At 72.9% G+C, this 14,815-nt stretch carries 14 protein-coding genes; 8 read left to right on the forward strand and 6 right to left on the reverse strand.

From position 1 onward, the window contains the following. Positions 1 to 69 precede the first annotated feature (69 nt). Both ACH4SI_RS34460 and ACH4SI_RS34465 read left to right on the forward strand, forming a co-directional pair. Positions 70 to 426: a hypothetical protein gene (locus ACH4SI_RS34460; RefSeq protein ID WP_123101631.1), complete on the forward strand. Its 357-nt coding sequence runs from the start codon at positions 70 to 72 to the stop codon at positions 424 to 426. Then, on the forward strand, positions 426 to 740 hold the full coding sequence (locus ACH4SI_RS34465) for a DUF4031 domain-containing protein (RefSeq protein WP_398302780.1): 315 nt from the start codon (positions 426 to 428) through the stop codon (positions 738 to 740). Before ACH4SI_RS34460 ends, ACH4SI_RS34465 begins: the two co-directional genes overlap by 1 nt. Before the next feature lie 20 nt (positions 741 to 760). On the opposite strand, the gene ACH4SI_RS34470 is transcribed toward ACH4SI_RS34465, so the two are convergent. Together ACH4SI_RS34470 and ACH4SI_RS34475 are read right to left on the reverse strand one after the other, a co-directional pair. Next, complete coding sequence (locus ACH4SI_RS34470; RefSeq protein WP_398302782.1) at positions 761 to 2,002, reverse strand: Cmx/CmrA family chloramphenicol efflux MFS transporter; 1,242 nt, start codon at positions 2,000 to 2,002, stop codon at positions 761 to 763. A gap of 202 nt (positions 2,003 to 2,204) precedes the next feature. Next, positions 2,205 to 2,966, reverse strand: a complete 762-nt coding sequence (locus ACH4SI_RS34475; RefSeq protein ID WP_398302784.1) for an XRE family transcriptional regulator — start codon at positions 2,964 to 2,966, stop codon at positions 2,205 to 2,207. A gap of 79 nt (positions 2,967 to 3,045) precedes the next feature. Here ACH4SI_RS34475 and ACH4SI_RS34480 point away from each other — a divergent pair, with 79 nt between their 5' ends. The 3 genes from ACH4SI_RS34480 (at position 3,046) to ACH4SI_RS34490 (ending at position 3,923) form a co-directional block, all read left to right on the forward strand. Beyond that, positions 3,046 to 3,351, forward strand: coding sequence for a hypothetical protein (locus ACH4SI_RS34480; protein ID WP_398302786.1), 306 nt, complete (start codon positions 3,046 to 3,048; stop codon positions 3,349 to 3,351). Next, a complete protein-coding gene (locus ACH4SI_RS34485) occupies positions 3,348 to 3,596 on the forward strand; it encodes a hypothetical protein (RefSeq protein ID WP_398302788.1) in 249 nt (82 codons plus the stop codon). The genes ACH4SI_RS34480 and ACH4SI_RS34485 overlap by 4 nt, the downstream gene beginning before the upstream one ends. 102 nt (positions 3,597 to 3,698) lie before the next feature. Beyond that, complete coding sequence (locus tag ACH4SI_RS34490; RefSeq protein ID WP_398302790.1) at positions 3,699 to 3,923, forward strand: DUF397 domain-containing protein; 225 nt, start codon at positions 3,699 to 3,701, stop codon at positions 3,921 to 3,923. 231 nt (positions 3,924 to 4,154) lie between these two features. On the opposite strand, the gene ACH4SI_RS34495 is transcribed toward ACH4SI_RS34490, so the two are convergent. Further along, positions 4,155 to 4,802 carry a hypothetical protein gene (locus tag ACH4SI_RS34495; RefSeq protein WP_398302792.1) on the reverse strand — a complete coding sequence of 216 codons (648 nt, stop codon included), beginning with the start codon at positions 4,800 to 4,802 and terminating at the stop codon, positions 4,155 to 4,157. Between the two features lie 59 nt (positions 4,803 to 4,861). On the opposite strand from ACH4SI_RS34495, the gene ACH4SI_RS34500 reads away from it, so the two are divergent. Continuing rightward, positions 4,862 to 5,590 carry a copper homeostasis protein CutC gene (locus tag ACH4SI_RS34500; RefSeq protein ID WP_398302794.1) on the forward strand — a complete coding sequence of 243 codons (729 nt, stop codon included), beginning with the start codon at positions 4,862 to 4,864 and terminating at the stop codon, positions 5,588 to 5,590. Between the two features lie 73 nt (positions 5,591 to 5,663). Here ACH4SI_RS34500 and ACH4SI_RS34505 read toward each other — a convergent pair whose 3' ends face one another. Together ACH4SI_RS34505 and ACH4SI_RS34510 are read right to left on the reverse strand one after the other, a co-directional pair. Continuing rightward, positions 5,664 to 7,751, reverse strand: a complete 2,088-nt coding sequence (locus tag ACH4SI_RS34505; protein ID WP_398302796.1) for a HelD family protein — start codon at positions 7,749 to 7,751, stop codon at positions 5,664 to 5,666. Positions 7,752 to 7,952: 201 nt separating this feature from the next. Further along, positions 7,953 to 9,602 (reverse strand): DNA repair helicase XPB, encoded by a 1,650-nt coding sequence (locus ACH4SI_RS34510; RefSeq protein ID WP_398302798.1) that lies wholly within the window; start codon positions 9,600 to 9,602, stop codon positions 7,953 to 7,955. A 167-nt stretch (positions 9,603 to 9,769) separates the two neighbouring features. Between ACH4SI_RS34510 and ACH4SI_RS34515 the strand changes: the two genes are divergently transcribed. Continuing rightward, positions 9,770 to 10,642, forward strand: a complete 873-nt coding sequence (locus tag ACH4SI_RS34515) for a VanZ family protein (protein ID WP_398302800.1) — start codon at positions 9,770 to 9,772, stop codon at positions 10,640 to 10,642. 28 nt (positions 10,643 to 10,670) lie between these two features. Here the strand turns inward: ACH4SI_RS34515 and ACH4SI_RS34520 are convergent, their stop codons facing one another. Then, the gene (locus tag ACH4SI_RS34520; RefSeq protein ID WP_398302802.1) at positions 10,671 to 13,463 is read right to left on the reverse strand and encodes a helicase-associated domain-containing protein; all 2,793 of its coding nucleotides are present in this window, start codon (positions 13,461 to 13,463) and stop codon (positions 10,671 to 10,673) included. Between the two features lie 115 nt (positions 13,464 to 13,578). On the opposite strand from ACH4SI_RS34520, the gene ACH4SI_RS34525 reads away from it, so the two are divergent. Continuing rightward, positions 13,579 to 14,814, forward strand: coding sequence for a hypothetical protein (locus ACH4SI_RS34525; protein ID WP_398302804.1), 1,236 nt, complete (start codon positions 13,579 to 13,581; stop codon positions 14,812 to 14,814). The last annotated feature ends 1 nt before the right edge of the window (position 14,815 follow it).

Raw genomic sequence — 14,815 nt, forward strand, 5'->3', positions numbered from 1 at the left:
CCATGCGCTTCCCTGGGCGGAACCTGTGCTGGAGGGCGGCCCGACGAAGCAAAGGTGACAATGGGACCCATGAAGCTCGAACATGCACTGCACGCGGCACGGGCGCTCGTCCTGGCCGACCTCGCGGCGGGAGACGTCGCCCACGCCGACATCGTCTCGCTCGTCGAGGACGCCATCGCGCACCGCCGCTGGTGGGTCGAGCAATGGCCGGAAGGCGTGGCATACGTCGCCGGTCTGGTCGCCCAGGACGTCCAGGACTCCCTGCTGGAACGCTACGGACGCTGGCCCCTGTGCCCCGTCTGCACCACGGGCGGCGACCTCCACGCCCTCGACGTGGAACCCGAACTGGGCCCCGACCCGCACTGGGTCTGCGGCAAGACGGCGGTCGCGGTGGCCCCCGTGGGCTCGCTGGGGACCACTCTCTGATGGCCGTACTGATCGACCCGCCCTCGTGGCCGGGCCACGGCCGCATGTGGTCACACCTCGTGAGCGACGTTTCGTACGACGAACTCCACGCCTTCGCCACCCGCATCGGCGCCCCGCGCCGCGGCTTCGACCGCGACCACTACGACGTCCCGAGCGACCTCTACGCGCGGGCGGTCCGCGCGGGGGCGGAGGAGGTCGGCAGCAAGGAGCTGCTGCGGCGGCTCACGGCGGCGGGGCTGCGGCGCCGTAAGGTGCCTGCGGCGCGGGCGTCTGCGGGCCGGGGGCGTGCGGCGCGGGGGTCTGCGAGCGGCTGAGGGCCGGGGCTGAGGGCTTACTACTGAACTCGCCCCGCTTCCCACGCCGCCTCCACCTCGTGCGCGGCCGCCGGCGTCTGCCCGGTGGCGATCACGCGCGACGCCGGCCCCTCCGCCCGGTGCAGCCGCGCCGCGATCGCCGTGGTCACGATGCCCGTACCGGCGAGGGCCGCGCCCGTCCAGGCGACCGCCGGGTAGCCCCAGCCCGCGTCGATGACCAGGCCGCCGAGCCAGGGGCCCACCGTGTTGCCGATGTTGAAGGCGGACGTGGTGGTCGCACCCGCGAGCGTCGGGGCGGCGTTCGCGACGTTGAACATGCGGGCGTTGAGCGCGGGCGCGGTGAAGAAGGCGGTGAAGCCGAGAAGCAGCGCCAGGCCCACGGCCGCGACCGGGCTGTGCGCGGTCAGCGCCAGGACGCTCAGCACCACCGTCGAGGCGGTGATGCCGCCGTACATCGTCCCGAACAGGTGCGCGTCCGCGATCCGCCCGCCGACCGCCGTACCGATCAGCGCGCCGACCCCGAACAGCGCCAGCACCGTCGGCACCCAGCCCTCGTCCAGCCCCGCCACGTCCGTGAGCAGCGGCCCGAGGTACGAGAACAGGCAGAAGACCGCGCCCCCGCTCAGCGCGGTCGTGACCAGCGCGAGCCAGACCTGCCGGTCCCGGTAGATCCGCAACTCGCTCCGCAGCCGCGGCCGGTCCTCTCCGGTCGGCACCTCCGTACGCGGTACGAGCGCGATCACCCCGATGAGCCCGACCACCGACAGCCCGGCCACGGCCCAGAAGGCCGCCCGCCATCCCGCGTGCTGCCCGAGGAAGGCCCCGGCCGGAACGCCCACGACGTTCGCGACGCTGAGTCCGCCGACCATCACCGCCATGGCCCGCGCCCGCGCGTTCACCGGTACCAACGACACGGCCACCGCCGCCCCCACGGCCCAGAACCCGGCACACGCGAGCGCGCTCACCACCCGCGACGCGAACAACACCCCGTACGACGGCGCCACCGCCCCCGCGACCTGCCCGAGCCCGAAGACGGCGAGCAGCGCGATCAACGTCGTCCGGCGCGGCAGCCGCAGGGTGGCCGCCGCCAGCACCGGCGCCCCGACCACCATCCCGATCGCGAACGCCGATATGAGCAGCCCGGCTGTGGGGATCGTCACCCCCATGTCTGCCGCTACGGGTTGCAGCAGCCCGGACAGCATGAACTCCGAGGTTCCTAGGGCGAAGACGGACAGGCCAAGTACATAAACGGCGATGGGCATGCCGACGTCAACGCCCGCAGCTGGCCCGCCATTCCTCGGCTGGCGCGGTCCGCATCTCCCGAACGTTCACTCGAAATGGTGGTGCGGTGGCTGCGACCTGGTGTCATCACGGAGAGTGATAGAGGATTGAGAGGCGAACCCGCCGAGGGGAGGCGGGCCTTGCGGCATCACGGGGGGAGTGATCGTCATGGCCGAAGTCTCGCTACCGCGAGTGATGCTGAGGAATGGGCGTACCGCCGGACCCCCACAGCTCTTCCGCGTGCTCGGCGAAACGGGAGAACATCCCGCCATCACCGCGCCGCCGCAGATGCATCAGCGGCGAATCATGGCCGACGAGCCTGGCCAGGTGGGGAGTGACGAGTGCCTGGTCGTCGAAGCGGAAGACCGAGAGCGAGACGTGGTTCATGGCGTCGGCTGCCGCCGAGAACCGAGCCTCAAGCCCGCCCACGGTGCCCATCTTGGCCAACTGCTCCAGGGTCATGTTGATGCGCGTGGAGACCGTCAATGCGACGTCTTCGATCTCTTCCCGCTGCCGGGTCACCGGCCCGGTGGGGTCGCCGAGCAGAAAGCGGACCCGGCAGCCGCTCTCCGCCTTTCGCCGCAGCGTCTCGGAGAGGGCGGGCACCTGGGTCCACAGGAAGTAGGAGGTGTAACCAGCGAAGAAGAGTTCTTCCTTCGCGTTGGTGATGAGATCGCCCCAGAGCGTAGACGGGCATGCGGACCTGTACGGATAGCTCTGAATGATCTCTTGGTCGCCCTCGGACTTGAGCCGGTTCCGCACCGACTTCGGCCACAGCATCGCTGCTTCCACTCCCAACGTCTCAGAGGCATCCGACCGGTTTCTGGAGTGCGGGATGAGTTCTTCGTCCGCGATCCACCGCTCAACGGTCTTGCCGGAAACACCCACCCGGACAGCGAGCTGTCGGGGCGACAGCCCAGCGGACTCCATAGCCGGCGCGATCATTCGGTCGATCCCGGGGCGTGCCCACCAGCTGAACGGAGCTGATGACGTGATCGACCCTAGCCCCTCTACTCCCGAACAGATGAGTCCACATTTCGTCTCCCCGCCGCCCGCCCCGCGACTGCTTCCTTGGCGCACCGCGAACGGCAAGCCGTGTTACCTGATCTCGGACACCGACCAGAGCCCGCTGAACGCAAGGGCGGACGACGTCGAGGCCCTGCAACTGGAGATGGGGGCCGGGCTGCTCGGCCACGCGAGCGAATTGCTGGCTGACCGCAAGGCGACCGTGAGTGAGCTTCGGTTTCTGGCCAACCGGTTGTGCGAGGCGCTGAACGACGTATTGCGGATCGCCCGTAGCAGGGCCGGAAGCGGGCGGGAGTCGTCATGATGGATTTGCGGATCAGTCACGCCCCGGAGTGGAAGGTGCGCCGCTTGGATGACGGCGGTCTCGCTCTCCCGCTCCAGATCAGCCGAGGCGGCCAACTCCTCGGCACGGCCGAGCTGCGGTTGACCCTCACCGCGGCGGAGCACCTGCACGCGACCCTGTGCTACGCGCTCGACGGTCAGTCGCCACCCACCGCCGCCCCGGACTGCCGCAAGCCGATCCGCTACCCGGGCCGCCGTTCGGGATGAACCGGAGTCGCACGACGGTGCTGTCCAGCGGGACCTGGGTAGGAGGGAGGACACAGAACTAGCCAACGGCCTGATCAAGACCCTGGCGAAGGAGTACCGCGCATGGGCGCTGACTTGAATCTCACCGCCGCCGAGTGGACCAAGTCCTCCTACAGTGACGCCAACGGTGGCCAATGCGTCGAGTTCTCCCGCACCTTCGCCCAGACCCACGGCACGGTCCCGGTCCGCGACTCCAAGGACCCCCACGGCCCGGCGCTGCTCGTCTCCACAGACGGCTGGTCGTCGTTCGTCTCCGCTCTCATACGCGGAGCGTTTGCCGCCGCTTGACCCACCCGGTTTGTCAGGAAAATTCGGCGTCGGTCGGCGTTTGGTTCATGTGGCGACGGCGGGCCGCCACGGTCGTTGCGACTCGGACGAAGGCCTCGATGTGCCGTGCGGGAGCGGTCGGTGGCCACGTGACGACCAGAGCGCTGGGGGCCGCGTCGAGGACGGGCGCGCGTACGAGGTCGGCTACTAGGGAACAGACCGTGCCGTGGTGAGTGCCGCGAACGGTACATATTACGCGCCCAGCAGCTCCAGCTCCGTGGTCATGTTGCGGCGGGCCGCAGGCTCCCAGCGGTCGTGGCCGACCGGCGTGCGGAACAGGCAGGGCAGGCCCAGCAGGTGGCGGAGGACGTTCGCGCGGCCCTCGCGGAAGGCGTCGTCGGGGACGAAGGCGTACTCCTCGCGGACCGCCGCCGCGTAGGCGCTGTACTCGTCGGGAGAGCCCGCCAGTACGGCCAGGTCGGCGTCGCAGAGGACTTCGCCGTTGGTGTCGCCCTCGGCGGGGTCGTGGTCGGTGGTGAGGCGGACGAGGCGGGCGGTTTCGGTGACGCGGGCCTCCGGGACGCCCGCTTCCGGGAGGGCACGTTCGGCGAGGCGGGCGCTGCGGTCCTCGTTGTTCGAGCGGTCGGGCAGGTAGACCGCGTCGTGGAACCAGGCGGCCAGGCGGATCGCGTCGGGGTCGGGGGCCTCGGTGTGCTCCAGCAGCTCGTCTACGCGGTCCAGTACCGCGATCAGGTGGTCGGTGGTGTGGTAACGGCGCTGGGGTTCGGCCCAGCGGGAGAGGAGGTCGCGGCCGTATGGGGCGGGGTCGGGGGTGGTGGTGTCGCGGGCGCTGTTGAGGAGGAGCGCCCAGCGGTTGAGGAGCGCGGGGTGGTCGGACATGGGCCCATTGTGAAGGGGCGTGGGTTGCGGCGGACCGGCGGTATGGCAAGCTGTACGGCATGTCTAGACCAATTCTCGAGGTTATCGCCCTCCATCCGGAGGACGCGATCGCGGCAGAGGCCGGAGGGGCGGACCGTCTTGAGCTGGTCACCGACATGGCCGCCGATGGGCTGACGCCCTCCCGGGAGACCTTCGCCGCCGTCCGTTCGGCGGTGGATCTGCCGGTGCGGGTGATGCTCCGGGCCTGCGACGGATTCGCGGCGGGGGACGCCGCGGCCGTCGACGCGCTCTGCCGCAAGGCCGCCGCGCTCCACGCGGAGGGGGCGGACGAGTTCGTGCTGGGCTTCCTCGCCTCCGACGGTCTGGCGGACCTGACCGCCGTCGCCGCGCTGATCGAGGTCGTCGGCGCCGGGCCGGGGGTGGACGAGAGTCGCTGGACCTTCCACCGGGCCATCGACCGCGCCGCCGACCGCGACGTGCTCCGTCGGCAGCTGGCCGGGCTTCCGGGCCTGGACACGTACCTCACCGCCGGCTCGGCCCACGGCGTCGACCACGGTCTGCCGACCCTCCGGGGCGAGGTCGCCCGTGCCGGTGCGCCGGGGTACGAGGCGCGGATCATGGTCGGCGGGGGCCTTCGCCTCGACCACCTTCCCGAGCTGCGCGCCGCGGGCGTCACCGCCTTCCACATCGGCAGCGCGGCCCGGCCCGGCGGATGGCACGGCTCGGTGGACGCGGCGGCCGTGGAGGAGTGGCGTATCGCGCTCGACGCCCCGGTGCCGGTGGGCTGAGGACTGTGGAGCATGGGGGTCGGGATCGCTCCCGCCCCCCATCACACTCACCGGTTGCGCCCACCGGCAGGTGCTACGACGCCAGCCGCTCCGGCAGTGGGGCCGCGTGCACCACCGTCAGGCCCGAGACGGCTCGGGTCAGGGCCACGTACAGGCGGCGCAGGCCCGTGCGTTCGTCGGGTTCGCCGTCGACCACGGCGGCCGGTTCGTCCAGGACCACGTAGTCGTACTCCAGACCCTTGGCCAGCGTCGCGGGCACCAGGGTCAGCCGGGCGTCGGGGCTGGTCTCCTCGCCGGGGGAGAGGTGGGTCAGGCCCGCCGCGTCGAGGGCGGAGGCCAGGGCGGGGATGCGGGCTTCGGCCGCGATCAGGCCGATCGAGCCCTCGTGGGACAGGGCTTCGTGGCAGGCGGTGATGACGGCCGCGTCCAGGTCGGCGGCCGCCACGGCCCGTACGGCGAAGTCGCCCGCCGCCTCGCGGATCGAGGTGGCCTCCGACAGGCCGGGCGCGATGGCGGGCAGCAGGCGCGACGCGTACGCGATCACCTCGCGCGGCACCCGGAAGCCCTGGGTCAGCTCCTCGACGGCGGAGCCGGGTTTGCCGAGGTGGGTGAGGGCCTCGTCCCAGTTGTCCGTGGCCCAGGGGGTGGTGCCCTGGGCGAGGTCGCCGAGGATGGTGGCGGAGCCGGTGGTGCAGCGCCGGCCGACGGCGCGGTACTGCATGGGGGACAGGTCCTGTGCCTCGTCCAGGACCACATGGCCGAGGGAATGCGTGCGTTCGATGAGGTCGGTGGCCTCGTCGACGAGCACGGCGTCCGGCGGGGACCACTTCGCGGACTTCACGCTGCGCGGCGGCTTGGCCCACAGGATGGTCTTCTGTTCGTCGGCGGTGAGGATGCCGTCGGCGTGAGCGGCCAGGAAGTCGGCGTCGGAGAGCAACCGCAGCACGAGTTTGGCGGGGTCGACGGGCGGCCAGATGGCCTTGACGGCCGCCTTCACGGCGGGGTTACGGGCCACCGCGTCCTGGACGCGGTCGTCGGGGGCCTCGCCCGCCTGCTCCATGCGGACGAGCACGGCGTGCGCGATGCGCTGCGGCAGGGCGTCGCGGGCCGCGCCGTAACGGATGTCGCGGGCGAGCAGTTCCGCCACGGTCTCCTCGATCTCGTACGCCGGAACCCGCCAGCGGCGCGAGCCGCGGACCACGACGCACGGTTCGGTGGGCGGGGTGACGTGCGAGCGCAGGGCCCGGCGCAGCACCTCGGCCATGCGGGCGTCGCCCTTGATACGGGCCACGTCGGCGGAGTCGGCGCCGCGCACCTCGACGCCCGTGGCGGGGCGCGCCACCAGGTCCTCGACGGTGGCCTGGGCGACCTGCAACTCACCCAGCGCGGGCAGGACTTGCTCGATGTAGTGGAGGAAGGAGCGGTTCGGGCCGATGACGAGGGTGCCGGAGCGGGCCAGCCGCTCGCGGTGGGCGTAGAGGAGATAGGCGACGCGGTGCAGGCCGACGGCCGTCTTCCCGGTGCCCGGCGCCCCCTGGACGCAGACGGTGCCGCCGATTCCGGCGCGGACGATCTCGTCCTGCTCGGGCTGGATCGTCGCGACGATGTCCCGCATGGGGCCGACGCGCGGCCGCTCGATCTCGGACTGGAGCAGCTTGCTGGTCTGCTCCGCCTCGCTGGGATCGCTGAGCTTTTCGTCCTCGTACGCGGTCAGCTCGCCGCCGGTGTAACCGAAGCGGCGGCGCAGTTCGACATCCATGGGCGCCTTCTTGGACGCCTGGTAGAAGGGCTGCGAGACGGGGGCGCGCCAGTCGATGACCATGGGGTCGCCGTCGGCGTCGTGCACATGGCGGCGGCCGATGTAGAAGGATTCGCCCTCGGCTCCCTCCGCGGCTTCCGCGCCCGGCGCGTGCAGATAGTCGAGGCGGCCGAAGAAGAGCGGGGTGTGGGAGAGGTCGGCGAGTGCCTTGATGCGCTCGCTGACCTGGTGGTGCAGGGCTTCGGCGTTGACCCAGTTGGCGGCGACGTCCCGGAGGTCGAGGGCCTCCGCGTCGGCGCGCATGGCGCGCAGGGCGGCGCGGGAGGCGGCGAGGTGGGCGCGTTCCCGCGCGAGCGGGTCCGGCAGCGGGGATTCTGAGCGGTCAGGGGCGTGCGAGGGCACGGCGGGGCCTCCGGCGGGTACACGAAGCAGAGTTGCGGTACGTACGAGATGCCAGCCGGTTTCCGTCCGGCCGACGGCTCTCCCGAGCGGGAGGCGGCAAGACGGAGGATTGTAGCCACGGCGCGGACGGGCCGCGAATGATTTACGTCGGCTTCGGTTCGTGCCCTGTTCAGGTGGAGTTGGCCGGGGTCCGGGCCGGCGTCAGACGTCCTCGTCCGCGAGCAGCGCGCTCGCGTCCACGATCCGGTACGCGTACCCCTGCTCGGCCAGGAATCGCTGGCGGTGCGCCGCGAAGTCCTGGTCGATGGTGTCGCGCGCCACGACCGAGTAGAAGACCGCGGGGTGGCCGTCGGCCTTCGGCCGCAGCACCCGGCCGAGCCGCTGGGCCTCCTCCTGCCGCGATCCGAACGTGCCGGAGACCTGGATGGCGACGGTGGCCTCGGGGAGGTCGATGGAGAAGTTGGCGACCTTCGAGACGACGAGGACGGACAGCTCGCCCTCCCGGAAGGCGTCGAACAGCTTCTCGCGCTGCGCGTTGGTCGTCTCGCCCTTGATGACGGGCGCGTCCAGATGCTCGCCCAGCTCGTCCAGCTGGTCGATGTACTGGCCGATGACCAGCGTCTGCTGCCCCTTGTGCTTGGCCACCAGCGCCTCGGTGATCCGCTGCTTGGAGGCGGTGGTGGCGCAGTAGCGGTACTTCTCCTCGGTCTCGGCGGTCGCGTACGCCAGCCGCTCGGTCTCGGTGAGGTTGACGCGGACCTCGACGCAGTCGGCGGGCGCGATGTAGCCCTGCGCCTCGATCTCTTTCCAGGGCGCGTCGAAGCGCTTGGGGCCGATGAGCGAGAAGACGTCGGACTCGCGGCCGTCCTCCCGTACGAGCGTGGCGGTCAGGCCGAGGCGGCGGCGGGCCTGGAGGTCCGCCGTGAACTTGAAGACCGGCGCGGGCAGCAGATGCACCTCGTCGTAGATGATCAGGCCCCAGTCGCGGGAGTCGAACAGCTCCAGGTGCGGGTAGATGCCCTTCCGCTTGGTGGTGAGCACCTGGTACGTGGCGATGGTGATCGGGCGGATCTCCTTCCGCGTACCGCTGTACTCGCCGATCTCCTCCTCGGTGAGGGAGGTGCGGCGCACCAGCTCGTGCTTCCACTGGCGGGCCGAGACGGTGTTGGTGACCAGGATCAGCGTGGTCGACTTCGCGGTGGCCATCGCACCCGCCCCGACCAGCGTCTTTCCGGCCCCGCAGGGCAGGACGACGACGCCCGAGCCGCCGTGCCAGAACCCCTCGACGGCCTGCTTCTGGTACGGGCGCAGCGCCCAGCCGTCCTCGTGCAGGTCGATGGCATGCGCCTCGCCGTCCACGTAACCGGCCAGGTCCTCGGCGGGCCAGCCCAGCTTGAGCAGCGTCTGCTTGATCTGGCCGCGCTCGGAGGGGTGGACGACGACCGTGTCCGGGTCGATACGGGCCCCGACCAGCGGCTGGACCCGCTTCGACCGCAGGATCTCCTCCAGCACGGGACGGTCGCTGGTCTCCAGGACCAGCCCGTGCGTGGGGTGCTTGAGGAGGCGCAGCCGCCCGTAGCGGGCCATCGTCTCGGCGACGTCGACCAGCAGGGCGTGCGGTACGGGGTAGCGCGAGAACTCCACGAGCGCGTCCACGACCTGCTCGGCGTCATGCCCGGCGGCGCGCGCGTTCCACAGGCCGAGCGGGGTCACCCGGTAGGTGTGGATGTGCTCGGGGGCGCGCTCCAGCTCGGCGAAGGGAGCGATGGCGCGGCGGCACGCTTCCGCCTGCTCGTGGTCGACCTCGAGCAGGAGCGTCTTGTCGCTCTGGACGATGAGCGGTCCGTTCACGCGCCTGAGTCCTTTCGTACTGCCGACCTCGGCCACACCGGCTGGGGGCCAAAGACCCAGTGTCCCTCATCGGCCGGGCGTGGCGGAGGGCCACAGGGATACTCCGCACGGCGAGGGGCAAGCGGGGACACAAGGAGGGCCGGAACGAGGCTGGGAGGTAGGTCCCTGTGTTCAGCATCGCTGGGTGGGAGATCCGGCGGACGGTGAAGGGCGCGTCGGCGAAGAAGGCGCCGCCGAAGAGCGCGAAGGGCACGAAGGGCACGACGGGCGGGAAGAGCACGAAGGGCACGACGGGCGCGAAGAGTACGGCGAGCGCGGCGAAGGGGAAGGCCGGGTCGTCGGCGTCCGGGCGGGCGAAGACGGCCGGCGCGGCCAAGAAGCCGGTGGCCGGGTCGGCGAGGAAGAAGCCGTCCGGCGTGGCGGCCAAGAAGACCGGTGCGGCGCGGAAGGCGGCCGGCGCGGTGGCCGCGAAGGCGGCGGCCGCCCGGAAACCGCAGGGCTCACCCGCGCCCGCGGCGCCCGCGGAGCCCTCCGGGTCTCCGCCCCTGCAACGGGATTCGTTCGGCTCCCGCGCCGGGCGGGTGCTGGTGCTGCTGCTGGCGTTCGTCTGCATGGTCGGGTTCGCGGCGGCGCTCGCCAAGGCCACGCTCGTGCCGCAGCCGGGATCCAGCGCTCTCGTGCACACCAACCTGCGCCCGGGCGATTCCCTGCGTGCCTACATCGACCAGCCCGCCATCCGGGACACGGTGAAGCAGATCGGCGGCAATGTGCTGCTCGGCGCGCCCTTCGGAGTGCTGCTGCCGATGCTCGTGCCGAAGGCGCGGGGCGCGGTGCGGGTGGTGCTGGTGACGTCGCTGGTGATGGTGCTGGTCGAGGTCGCCCAGGGCGCGATCGTCGAGGGCCGGGCCTTCGACATCGACGACGTCATCCTGAACACGTCGGGCGCCCTGCTCGGCTACGTCCTGATCGGCCGCCGCCTCGGGCATGCCCTCCACCCGCGGCGCCACCACTGGTGGCAGCGGCGGAGCAGTTCCGCCTGAGCCACCTGAGCCGCCCAGGACGGGTCGCTCAGCCCGCCTCGTCGGCAAGTTCCGCGACGCCCGTGATGCGGTGGAGGGGGTACGTGCGGATCTCGTCGGCGGTGTGGTCGTACGCGGTGACGTAGCCGCCCTCGACGCGGACCGGGGCGATGACGCGCTGGCTGGCGGCGCCGTCGGCGTTGACGTAGCCGATCCAGACGGCGGAGCCGGTGAGGGCCGCGGCCTGCATGGTGGCGAGGGTGTCGGCGGACGTGGTGCGGGGGAGACGGTCGCCGGTTGCGGCGACGGCGGTGGCTCCCCCGGTGGCGGCCCCGGTGGCGGTGGCCGGGGGCTTGTGGGGCGCGGTCGCGGCGAGGTCGCCGGCGCGGATGGCACGTACCGCCGCGCCCAGCAGGGTGGCGTCGGGAACGGGCGGGCCGTCCGGGACCGGCGCGGGGGGTGTGCGGGGCGGGGTGCGCTGGGCCTCGGCCCGGGTGATCAGGACGTCGCCCTCGGCGGATTCGGCGGCCGGTGCGTATCCCATGGCGCGCAGGCCCTCCAGCAGCGCGTCCGGCGGCGCCTGGGCGGCCAGCACGGTGGGGGCGAGACGGCGCAGGCGCAGCCCCGCGGAGCGGCGGTCGGCGAGGATCTCGGCGAGCAGGGTCTCGTCGTCGCAGCGCAGATAGGCGGAGGCCGCGCCGATGCGGAGGTGGCCGTGCTTACGGGCGATGTCGTCGATCAGGTACGTGAGGGGCTGCGGAACCGGGGTGCGGGAGTGCGCGGCGAGGAAGGTGTGCAGGTCGTCGGCGGCCTGCCCGGCGTCGAGCGCGCGGCGTACGGAGGCGGGGGTGAAGCGGTAGACGGTCGCGCCGCCCTTGGACTCGACCTCGGCGAGGATCCCGAGCGCTTCGGCGAGCGGCCGTTCCAGCGGGCCGGGGGCGACGGCGGTCAGGTCGGCCTGGAGGAGTACGTGGTCGAGGGGTTCGGGGAGGAGCGGGGCGAGGAGCCGTCCGGCCTCGGCGGCGAGCACGGCGGCCTCGGTGGGTGTCGTGGCGGCCTCGGCGAACGCCTCGGCCGACTCCGCAGCACTGGTCGTGGCACTGGTCGTAGCTCCGGCTGTCGCCCTGGCCGCCGCGCTTGCCGCCGGGCCCAGGAGCGCGCGGCCGTGGGCCGAGAGCGCGGCGCGGCCCGTGATGCCGAGCAGTTCGGCCTCGCCGAGGGTCCAGCGCGCCAGCCGTGACCGCAGGTCGTCCCTCCTGGCCCCTTCGGAGTCCGCTGCTCCCATGGGGCCTCGGTGGGCCGGGCGTTCCCACCGGAGGCGGGTCAGCAGGGTGTCGGGGTCGGGTGCGGCGCCGGGCGGGAGGGTGGCGAGGAGTTCGAGGACGCGGCGGCGGACCTCGGGGGCCGGGGAGCGGTCCAGGTCGGGGCCGAGGGCGGAGAGCGTGCGGCCCCGGTTGTCACGGCCGCCGACCAGGCCCGACGTACGGGTCGCGGCGAGCCAGGCGGTGGCGAGCGCGGCCCAGCGCTCCTCGGTGGGCAGCCGCAGCCAGTCGTCGTAGGCGGGGGTGGGTGCGTACCGCTCGTCGGTCTCGCCGTCGGAGGCCATCAGCCCGGCCGCGTACGCCAGCTCGATCCAGAAGGCGGCCACCGGCTCGGAGACGTCGAGCGCGACGGCGGTCCGCTTGAGGTCGCGCACGCTCAGCCCGCCCGCGCGCAGCACGGGTGGCCCGGCGCTCTCCCATTCCCCCAGCAGCTCCTCGATGGTGGCCAGGGCCGTGAACGCCTGCCCGGCCGCCGCTTTGTCCACAGCCTGTGGATCGTGCTGCGCGGTGAACGCCAGCGGCGGGGCCACCGGCTCGGGCGCCCGGTGGGCACGGCCGCCGCGCAGATGCAGGGCGACCTCGCGGGGGAGGACGACGTTGCGCGGCCCGGACGGCAGCAGCAGACCGCGGTCCAGCAGCCAGGCGACGGGCGGCGTGGGGGAGGCGACGGACACCTCCCCGTACGGCGGCCCCCAGGTCAGCTTGGCGAGCACGGCGGCCGCGCCGTCGGGCGCCCCGGCGAGCAGCGCCGCCATCCGGTCGCGGTCGTTGAACAGCTCGGTCAACGCGGCGACGGCCGTCACCGGATCGTGGGTGGCCGACAGCCCGGCCGCCGCCAGCAGCTCCTGCAACCGCCCCGGCGACATCCCCGTCGTGGCCTCGTGCACGGTGGGCCCGAGCCCGGTCGGGGACGCCGAGGTGGGCGAGGGCGCCAGCAGCTCCCGCGCGGTACGGACGAGCCGCAGCCGGTCGTCCCCGCCCCAGACCAGCGCCTGCGCGCGCAGCGTGGCGACGGCGCGCGGCAGCTCGGCGGCGACCCGTTCGCGGAGCGCGGCGGCGTCGGTCGACGCGTCGGTCAAGGCGTCGGTCGAGGCGTCGGTCGCGAGGGCGTCAGCCGTGGGGACGACGGAGGCGCGCGTGCCCCGGTCGGTGTCCTGGTCGTCGCCGTGGTCGGTGTCCTGAGCGGCGGCGGGGGCGTCCCCCGTCATCAGGGCGCTCAACGTCTCGTACGGGCACGGGTCCGGCGCGACCGCCAGGGCCTCGGCGGTCTGGAGGGCGAAGCGGTCGAGCCGTTCCACCGCCCGTACGACCGAGGCGCGGGTGCCCGCCCGGGTGGCGAGCTGGGTGAGGTCGCCCGGGACGGGGGACAGCAGGTCGGGGCGGGCGCGCAGCAGGGCGGTGAGGGCCGCGTCGGGGCGCGTGCGCAGCTCCTCGGCCAGCGTGCGGGGTGCCGCGCGGCCGCTGGCGTCTGGGCCGGTCCCTGCGGTCACGCATGCCTCCCGATTACGCGAGCTGCTCATTCGATCCACAGTACCCGGGGGTGCCGAGCGCCCGGGGGTGCGGCGGAATCCAGCCTCCGCACGGTACCGTCGGTGCCGTCCGACACGCCGACCATGCGCATTCTCAGGGGTCTTGGTGGGGATCGAGAGCGAAAAGCTCGTCTACGACTATCTGAGCCGCGTCGGGGACCTGGCTCAGCAGCAGGGTCTGCCGTCCGGTGAACGGATGCGGCTGGTGTCCGGGCTGCGGGCCGACATCGACCATCGCCGGTCGACGGGCGGTACGGACAGCCCGGCCGGGGTGAAGCGCATTCTGGCCAAGCTGGGCACGCCCGCCGAGGTGGTCGCCGCGGCGGGCGGTCGGCCGTCCGGCGGGGATGACGCGCCGGGCGGGTCCGGCGGGTCCGGCGGCTCCAGCGGGGCCGACGGCACCGGGGAGAGTACCCGTACGTCGGGCGCGGCCCGGGCGGCCCGCGACAAGCTGGCCGGGCTCGCCGAGCGCACCGGGCTCAGCAACAAGGTGCCCTTGCCGCGCGACCCCAACGGCACGGGCGGTGACCCCCCGCTCTCCCTCGCCAAACACACGCCCGTACCGGAGGCGCCCGAGACGCCCAGGACTCCTGGACCTCGCTCGTCCGCCGCCGCGTCCCCGCCGCATCTGGCGGGCCAGGACGAGCTGGGCCCGGGCGAGTCCAACCCCGACTGGTGGCACGTGGAGCCGGGCCCGTTCGCCCAGCCCGAGCATCCGGACGGCCGGCTCGGCTTCGTCGAGGGCTTCGTCGGCGGCATCGAGCTGCCCGAACTGCTCGGCAACGGCAAGACGGTCGAGCAGGAGCGGCAAGAGAAGCGGGACGCCGAGAAGCGGGCGGCGGAGGAGGAGGCGGCCGAGGCCGAAGCCGCCGGAGCGGTCGAAGCGGACACCGGCGGAAAGGGAGCGCGTCGGCGTGGCCTGCTGCGCCGCGCACTGCTCGGCTCCGGCAAGTCCGCGGGCGCGGAGGGCGACAAGGGCACGGCGGGCGCCCGGGCCGGTTGGGCGGCGGGGCTCAGCCCGGTGCTGCTGCTCGCGATCGTGCTGCTCGTCGCGGGCGCCGTGATGGGCAACATCGTCCTGCTCGGCTTCGGCTGGGTGCTCACGTACAGCACCGGCAAGCTGTCCCGCGCCGAGGCGAAGTGGGCGGTGATGGGCATGCCCGGCCTGGTGGCGGCCGGGGCGATGGTCTGGCTGTGGGGCCGGACCACCGGCAAGTGGGGCGACCGGATCCCGGAGAACGGGATGAAGGACGTGCTCACCGAGACCTGGCCGGTGGTCGTGCGCGGCGCGGCCGTCGCCACGGTGCTCTTCCTGGTGTGGCGGGCGCGCCGCCGCGGCTGAA

The sequence above is a fragment of the Streptomyces sp. NPDC021212 genome (assembly GCF_044332925.1).
Classification (GTDB): Bacteria; Actinomycetota; Actinomycetes; order Streptomycetales; family Streptomycetaceae; genus Streptomyces.